6 protein-coding genes are annotated in these 7,329 nt (G+C 56.3%); all 6 read right to left on the bottom strand.

All coding sequences use genetic code 11. From position 1 onward, the window contains the following. Positions 1–167: 167 nt before the first annotated feature. On the bottom strand, positions 168–1,334 hold the full coding sequence (gene dnaJ, locus JUE30_RS04295; RefSeq protein ID WP_203623779.1) for a molecular chaperone DnaJ: 1,167 nt from the start codon (positions 1,332–1,334) through the stop codon (positions 168–170). A gap of 137 nt (positions 1,335–1,471) precedes the next feature. Next, positions 1,472–3,331, bottom strand: coding sequence for a molecular chaperone DnaK (gene dnaK, locus JUE30_RS04290; RefSeq protein WP_203623778.1), 1,860 nt, complete (start codon positions 3,329–3,331; stop codon positions 1,472–1,474). Positions 3,332–3,364: 33 nt separating this feature from the next. After that, on the bottom strand, positions 3,365–3,985 hold the full coding sequence (gene grpE, locus JUE30_RS04285) for a nucleotide exchange factor GrpE (protein ID WP_203623777.1): 621 nt from the start codon (positions 3,983–3,985) through the stop codon (positions 3,365–3,367). Between the two features lie 8 nt (positions 3,986–3,993). After that, a complete protein-coding gene (gene hrcA, locus JUE30_RS04280; protein ID WP_125754749.1) occupies positions 3,994–5,049 on the bottom strand; it encodes a heat-inducible transcriptional repressor HrcA in 1,056 nt (351 codons plus the stop codon). Between the two features lie 176 nt (positions 5,050–5,225). Further along, on the bottom strand, positions 5,226–6,371 hold the full coding sequence (gene hemW / locus JUE30_RS04275) for a radical SAM family heme chaperone HemW (RefSeq protein WP_203623776.1): 1,146 nt from the start codon (positions 6,369–6,371) through the stop codon (positions 5,226–5,228). After that, positions 6,371–7,318, bottom strand: a complete 948-nt coding sequence (gene ribF, locus JUE30_RS04270; protein ID WP_203623775.1) for a riboflavin biosynthesis protein RibF — start codon at positions 7,316–7,318, stop codon at positions 6,371–6,373. The genes hemW and ribF overlap by 1 nt, the downstream gene beginning before the upstream one ends. Positions 7,319–7,329 lie beyond the last annotated feature (11 nt).

Here is a 7,329-nt window from a genome sequence, read left to right as displayed (position 1 = left end):
GTATTTTCCTTGAGCGTGTCTGGTTTAACCCCAAAGCCCACAACCTGGCGGCTTAAAAAAAGAGTACCTAGACCAATTAAGGTCTAGATACTCTCATAAATTATGTTCAACTTCACTTGACGAAGAGCCCAAAAAGAAACCGCCCATCACGAGCGGTTTCAGCCTTGTTACTTATTTTTGAAGGCGTCCTTGACCCGGTCAAACAGCGACCCTTCATGCGGGGTGACGTCCTCGCCGCTGGCAGCGGCAAAGGCCATCAAGGCGTCCTTTTGCTTCTGGTTCAAGCCCTTTGGCGTCTTGACCGTTACCGTGACCATCTGATCGCCAAAGCCGGCGTTTGGCCGGTTCGGGTTGGGCGCCCCTTTGCCGCGCAGCCGGAACTTGCTTTCGGTTTGCGTGCCGGCTGGAATCTTCAGCTCCACTGGCCCATGCACGGTGTCGACCTTGATCGTATCGCCAAGTGCGGCCTGCGCAAAGCTGATCGGCAGCTTGTAATAAATCGTCGTGCCGTCGCGCTGGAACTTGTCGCTTGGGGCGACTCGGAACACGATAAACAAGTCCCCATAAGGGCCGTTGTTGGTGCCGGCCTCGCCGGCGCCGCGCTCACGGATCTGCTGGCCGTCCTCAACCCCGCCAGGGATCTTGACGTCGATGGTGTGACGCTGCTTCTCGTGACCAGTACCGCCGCACGTTGGGCACTTCTCCTTGATTTCCTTGCCGGTGCCGTGGCAGACGTCGCAGACTTCGCGCGTCATCATGGCCCCGAGCGGCGTGTTGCGCTGAACCTGGATGTAGCCAGAGCCGTGACACTTCGAGCAGGTCACTGGACTCGTCCCAGGCTTCGCACCCGAGCCGTTGCAGGTGTGACACACGGCTTCGCGATCGTAAGAGATCTTGGTGTCCTTGCCGAACACCGCCTCTTCAAAGGTCAAGTCCATGCGGTACTGCAAATCGGCGCCTTGGCGCGGGGCATTGGCACTTTGGCCGCCGCCTTGCCCGCCGCCAAAGAACTGGCTGAAGATGTCGTCAAACCCGCCAAAGCCTTGGGCACTGCCGCCACCAAAATTGGAGAAGCCTTGACCACCAAAGCCCTGACCGCCAAACCCGCCCTGGGCCCCGTCGGCTGAGCCGTACTGGTCATACGCCGCACGCTTTTGCGGGTCGGACAGGACCTGGTACGCTTCGTTGATTTCCTTGAATTTTTGCTCAGCACCCGGCGCGTGGTTGATGTCGGGATGGTACTTTTTGGAAAGCTGTCGAAAGGCCTTCCTGATTTCGTCATCGCTGGCATCCCGGGCGACACCGAGTGTTTCGTAATAATCCTTGTCTGCCATTGTTGCCTCCTTGAATTGGGTGCTCGCGCCCAAAAAAGCTTATTCAGGATACCATATTTTGGGCAAGGCGCGCAAAACTGCCTCACCAAACAAAAAGCCAAAGCCAGTTGGCCTTGGCTTTTCACACGGACAGACGGTTACTTCTTGTCGTCGTTGACGTCCTTGTACTCGCCATCGAAGGTCTTGCCGTCGTCGCCCTTGTCAGCGGTGCCGGTTGCGCCGCTGCCCTGGGCATCAGAGCCGCCCTTAGCCTGCTGCTCTTTTTGCGCCTGCTCGTACAGCTTGACGGTCAGATCCTGCACGATCTTGTTCAAGTCGTCGCGCTTGGTCTTCATGTCTTCGATGTTGTTTTCTTGCTGGGCCTTCTTGAGGGCGTCTTCTGCGTCCTGCGCCTTCTTGATCTCATCGTCGGAGACTTTGCCCTTAAGATCCTTCAGGGTTTTGTCGGTCTGGAAGATCAGCTGGTCAACATCGTTCTTGAGGTCGACTTCTTCCTTGCGCTTCTTGTCGGCTTCCTCGTTTTCCTTGGCTTCCTTCATCATGCGATCGATTTCTTCGTCCGACAGGCCTGACGAACTCTTGATCGTGATGTTCTGAGATTTGCCAGTGCCAAGATCCTTCGCGGAAACCTGCACGATGCCGTTCTTGTCGATGTCGAATTTGACTTCGATCTGAGGAACGCCCCGTGGGGCCGCCGGAATGTCAGTCAGCTGGAAGCGGCCAAGCGTCTTGTTGTCCGCAGCCATCGGCCGCTCGCCTTGCAGGACATGAATGTCAACGGCCGGCTGGTTGTCAGCCGCAGTCGAGAAGACCTGGCTCTTGGAGGTTGGAATCGTGGTGTTGCGGTCGATCAGCTTGGTGAACACGCCGCCCATCGTTTCGATTCCCAGAGACAATGGGGTGACATCGAGCAGGACAACGTCTTTGACGTCACCGGAAATGACCCCACCCTGAATGGCAGCGCCAAGGGCAACGGCTTCGTCAGGGTTGATGCTGTGGTCTGGTTCCTTGCCGGTCCACTCTTTGACCGCGTCTTGAACGGCCGGAATCCGGGTCGACCCACCATTGAGGATGACCTTGTCGATGTCTGAGTTGGACAAGCCAGCATCCTTCATCGCGTTATCCACTGGGACCTTGGTCTTGGCAACCAGGTCGGCGGTCATTTGGTCAAACTGGGCACGCGTCAGTGTCCGCTCCAAGTGCAGCGGGCCATTGGCACCGGCAGAAATGAACGGCAGGGAGATTTGCGTCTGGGAAACGCCAGACAGATCCTTCTTCGCCTTTTCAGCGGCATCCTTCAGACGCTGCATCGCCATCTTGTCCTTGGACAAGTCGATGTTGTTATCCTTCTTGAACTCGCTGACCAGCCAGTCGATGATCTTGTTATCAAAATCATCACCGCCCAGGTGCGTATCCCCGTTCGTCGACAGCACTTCAAACACGCCGTCGCCGAGTTGCAGGATGGAGACATCAAACGTCCCACCGCCGAGGTCGTAAACCAGGACCTTTTCGTCCTTGTCGCCTTTGTCCAGGCCATAAGCCAGGGCGGACGCAGTTGGTTCGTTGACGATGCGAGAAACGTTCAGACCCGCGATCTTGCCGGCATCTTTAGTCGCCTGACGCTGCGAATCGTTGAAGTAAGCCGGTACCGTGATGACCGCGTCGGTCACTTCTTCGCCCAAGTAATCTTCAGAGAACTTCTTGATGTACTGCAGGATCATCGCAGAAATTTCCTGCGGGGTGTATTCCTTGTCACCGACCTTAACCTTGTAGCCGGCCTCGCCCATGTGACGCTTGATCGAAGTGATGGTGTCTGGGTTGGTGATGGCCTGCCGCTTGGCAACTTCGCCGACTTGAATCTCGCCGTCTTTAAACGCAACGACAGACGGTGTGGTGCGGTTGCCTTCCGGGTTGGTGATGATCTTTGGCTGGCCGCCTTCGAGCACGGCGACCGCGGAGTTGGTAGTCCCTAAGTCGATCCCAATAACTTTACTCATAGTAAAATCCCTTCTTTTAACAGTTTTGATTAACTAATTTGCAACGACGACCATCGCTGGACGCAGGACCCGATCCTTGAGCTTGTAGCCTTTTTGCAGGACCTGAACCACGGTATCCTTCGCGTGATCCTTATCCGCCGGAACGGTTTGCACGGCTTGCTGCAGGTTCGGATCAAACTTCCCGGTCGCCGTGATCTCCGTCACGCCGTTCTCCTTGAGGGCGTTATCGAGGTGGCTGTACACCATCTCGACGCCCTTTTTCAAAGATTGCGCGGCATCGTCCGTGACCTCGGTGGCCAGCGCGCGCTCCAGGTTATCCAGAACTGGGAGCACCGCAGTGGCCAGCTTTTGCCCGTCGTACTTGGCCATGTCCTCGCGCTCCTTATTGAAGCGTTTGTTCATGTTGTTGATCTCGGCGGCGGCGCGCAGGTACTTATCCTCGAGCTCGTCGCGGTCCTTTTGCAGGGCTTCAACATCCACGCCGGAGTCTTGGACTTCTTCCTCGAGGTCGTCCTTCATCTCTTCCTCGATTTCATCCCGCAGACTTGGTTGCTGCTTGGCCGCTTTTGGTTTGGCCTCAGGCTTTGGTTCAGCCTTTGCCGCAGTTTGCTTGGCGGTTTGCGTCTTCTTGGTTTGCTTGTCTGTCAAATTCATGCCTCCTGTCACTGATCAAAATGATTGTAGTAATCGGTCAGCCGTTTTGCGAGTTCTTCGCGGAAGGCATCGAGCAAACCGATCATCTTCGAGTACGGCATCTGGGTCGGCCCGATCAGGGCAATCATCCCAGTCCCGTGTTCGCCGACTGAGTAGTTCGCGGTCAATAGGCTCAGATTCTCAAGCACATCCGGCGTCAGCTCCGAGCCCAGCTTGACCTTGATATGGGAATCATGAAGCGGGCCAAGCAACGTATTGAACGCCTGGCGCTGGCTGCCTTGATCATTATCCATCATGGCTAACAGCCGCTTGAGCTGATCCACATCCGAGTCGCCCAGGTAATCCATGAGATTCAGACGCCCGCCCACATAGAAGCGTTCCTCAGCCGCCTTGCGGAGCACGTTGCCGAAGAGGTCCAGGAACCCGTCCGGGCTGGTCATGTACTTGAATAGCAACCCCGGCACTTCTGATTGAAGCTTTTGGGCGACTTCGCCGAGCGATAAGCCGACCAGCTCATCGTTGATGATGCGAATGGCCTTCTCCACTTCGTCAGAGCCGACTTCCGGGGGCAGCGTGAACAGCTGACTTTCAACGTTGCCATTGCTCGTGACCAAAATCGCCATCACCTGATGATTGCCCAGCGGCACCAACCGAAACCCAGTGAGTTTTAAGTTGGTGACCTCAGGCCCCAAGGTGATTGCGGTGTAATTTGTGAGGTTCGACAAAATGCGCGCACTTTGGGCGACAATTTCATCGATCTTGTAAAAATGCCCCCCGAAGCCTTGCTGAATCGCAGCAATCTCGTTGGGCGTGACCGCGGCTGGCTCGACGAGGTTGTCCAAGTAGAAACGGTAACCCTTAGTCGATGGGACGCGGCCAGAACTGCTATGCGTCTTTCTGATCAGACCCTCGTCTTCCAGCGCCGCCATGTCGTTGCGGATCGTTGCCGAACTGACATGCACCGGCAACTGCGCCATCAACGCTTTGGAACCGACTGGCTGGCCGGTTTCGGTGTAGGAGCGGATGATCTGTTTCAAGACGAGTAGTTGGCGTTTCGTCAACATAATCCCACCTTCTTTTAGCACTGAAACCATTTGAGTGCTAAGTACAATACTTAATATACCAATGGCCGTTAGCAAAGTCAACCTCAGTCTGCTAATTTCGCCGTTTTCACGAAAAAATCGGCCCCAGGACTGAGACCGACGTGTGTTTTTCTGAAAATAGGCGCAAGTACGCGGGGTCAAATCAGTGGGTCATCGAGCAAAAACTGCTGAAAGACTTCGTTGCCGAGAAACTGCCCCTGGTTTGTCAGGCGCACGGCATCCCCATCAACCGTGACCAGCTGCTGGTCGCTCAGGTCCTTCAACAGCTGCCCGTACACCTCATTGATGGTCATGTGGTAGCGCTTTGCAAACCGTTTCTGAGACACCCCTTCCCGGGTTCGCAGCCCGAGGAACATCTCTTCTTCGATTTGCTCTTCCAGCGGCACCAGGTGATGTTCGATCACCGGCACTTTGTGGTTGTGGAGCGGGTCCAGGTACTGCTTGATCGGCCCGAAATTGTGGTACCGATCGCGGCCGACGTAGCCAAACGCCCCGGCGCCAAAGCCGAAGTAATGCTCGTTGCGCCAGTACAGCAAGTTGTGCTGGCACTGGTAACCGGTTTTGGCAAAATTAGAAATCTCGTACTGATGGCGCCCGGTGCTTTCCATCAGGTCGATCGCGTCCTGGTACATGTCGGCTTCCGCGTCCTGATTCGGCAGCTGCAGCCGCCCGGAGCGCATCAGGTTATAGAAAATCGTCTTTTTTTCCAAGATCAGGGAATACGTCGAATAATGCGGCAGATCAAGTGCCAAGGCTTTGTGCAGGCTCGCCAAAAAGTCCTCGCGCGTCTGCTTGGGCAGCCGAAAAATCAGGTCGATGGAAATATTCTCAAAGCCCACTGCCCGCGCATTGGCGATCGCCTGGTAGACATCGGCGACCCGGTGCGTGCGCCCAATCGCCTTTAAAATGGCGTCGTTAAACGACTGCACCCCAATTGACAGGCGGTTGACCCCATTTTCATGCAGCGCGCGCAGCTTATCCTTTTCGAGCAAATCGTTGGGGTTCGCTTCGAAGGTGAACTCGCCGTGGTCGAAATGCAGCTCGCGGCGAATGCCGGAAATCAAGCGCTCCAGCTGCACCGGCGTCAGCGTGGTCGGCGTGCCGCCGCCAACGTACACGGTTTCGATTTTTTCATCGGGATGACTGGCCATCACCAGGTGCATCTCGCGAATCAGCATGTCGACGTAATCGTCAACCGGCTGACCTTCGATGAAGACCTTGTTGAAATTGCAGTAGTAACAAATGTGAGAGCAGAAGGGAATATGCACATAAGCCCCAGCCATCAATCCGTCAGCCCTTTCAAAAACGCCTTGGCGTCCTTTTCGTCCTGGGCAAGCTGGGCAACCAGCCCCGCCGCTGAATCAAACATCATGTCCCCGCGCAAGCGGTGCATCCACTCGACGCGCACCGGCGCATCATAAATATCCTGGTGGAAATCAAACAGGTTGACCTCCACCGTCACCGGGCGCCCCGGACCAAAGGTGATGTTGCGCCCGACCGACGCCATCCCCGGGTACCACTGGCCGTTGACCTGCAGGCGCACCGTGTACACGGCAATGCCGGGGATGCGCTCTTCGGCCGGTGCCTGGACGTTTGCGGTCGGGTAGCCAATCGTGCGGCCGCGCGCCTCGCCGTGCACCACCGTGCCGCTTGTTTGATAGCGATAACCCAGCAAGTGGTTTGCCAGATCCACATCGCCAAGGTCTAGCGCCTCGCGAATCCGCGTCGAGGAAACCTTTTCCCCGGCATCAACCGTCTTGGGCACCGTAATGATTTCAAACCGCTCCTGAGCGTACTGCGGCAGTGTCTTCATGTTGGCGATATCGCGTTTGCCGTACGTGTAGTCGAAGCCAGCGACCACGACCGCGGCATTCAGGACAACGAGGTACTGGTCGACAAAGGCCTGGGGCGAAAGTTTTGAAAACGCCGGGGTAAAGTGGATGAAGTACAGCAGATCGACGCCAAAATGCGCCATCAGTTCACTCTTCCGCGGCCGCGGGGACAGGTATTTGACCGAGCTGGCCGGCACACCGCGGTAAATCACCGCCGGATGCACATCAAACGTCATGACTGCAAGCTTCAGGCCGCGTTTGTCAGCCTCTGCCCGCGCGCGGCCAATCACCGCCTGATGGCCCAGGTGAACGCCGTCGAAAAACCCCAACGCCAGCACGATGGGCTGGCTGGGAACTGCTGCCGCCGCAAGCGGCGGGTGAATATCGATCACTTGCATAATTATCTCCT

Source organism: Lacticaseibacillus sp. 866-1, assembly GCF_016861825.1.
In the GTDB taxonomy this organism is placed as follows: Bacteria; Bacillota; Bacilli; order Lactobacillales; family Lactobacillaceae; genus Lacticaseibacillus.
Note: the sequence above shows the minus strand (reverse complement) of the source record. Positions and strands in the feature narration are given on the sequence as shown.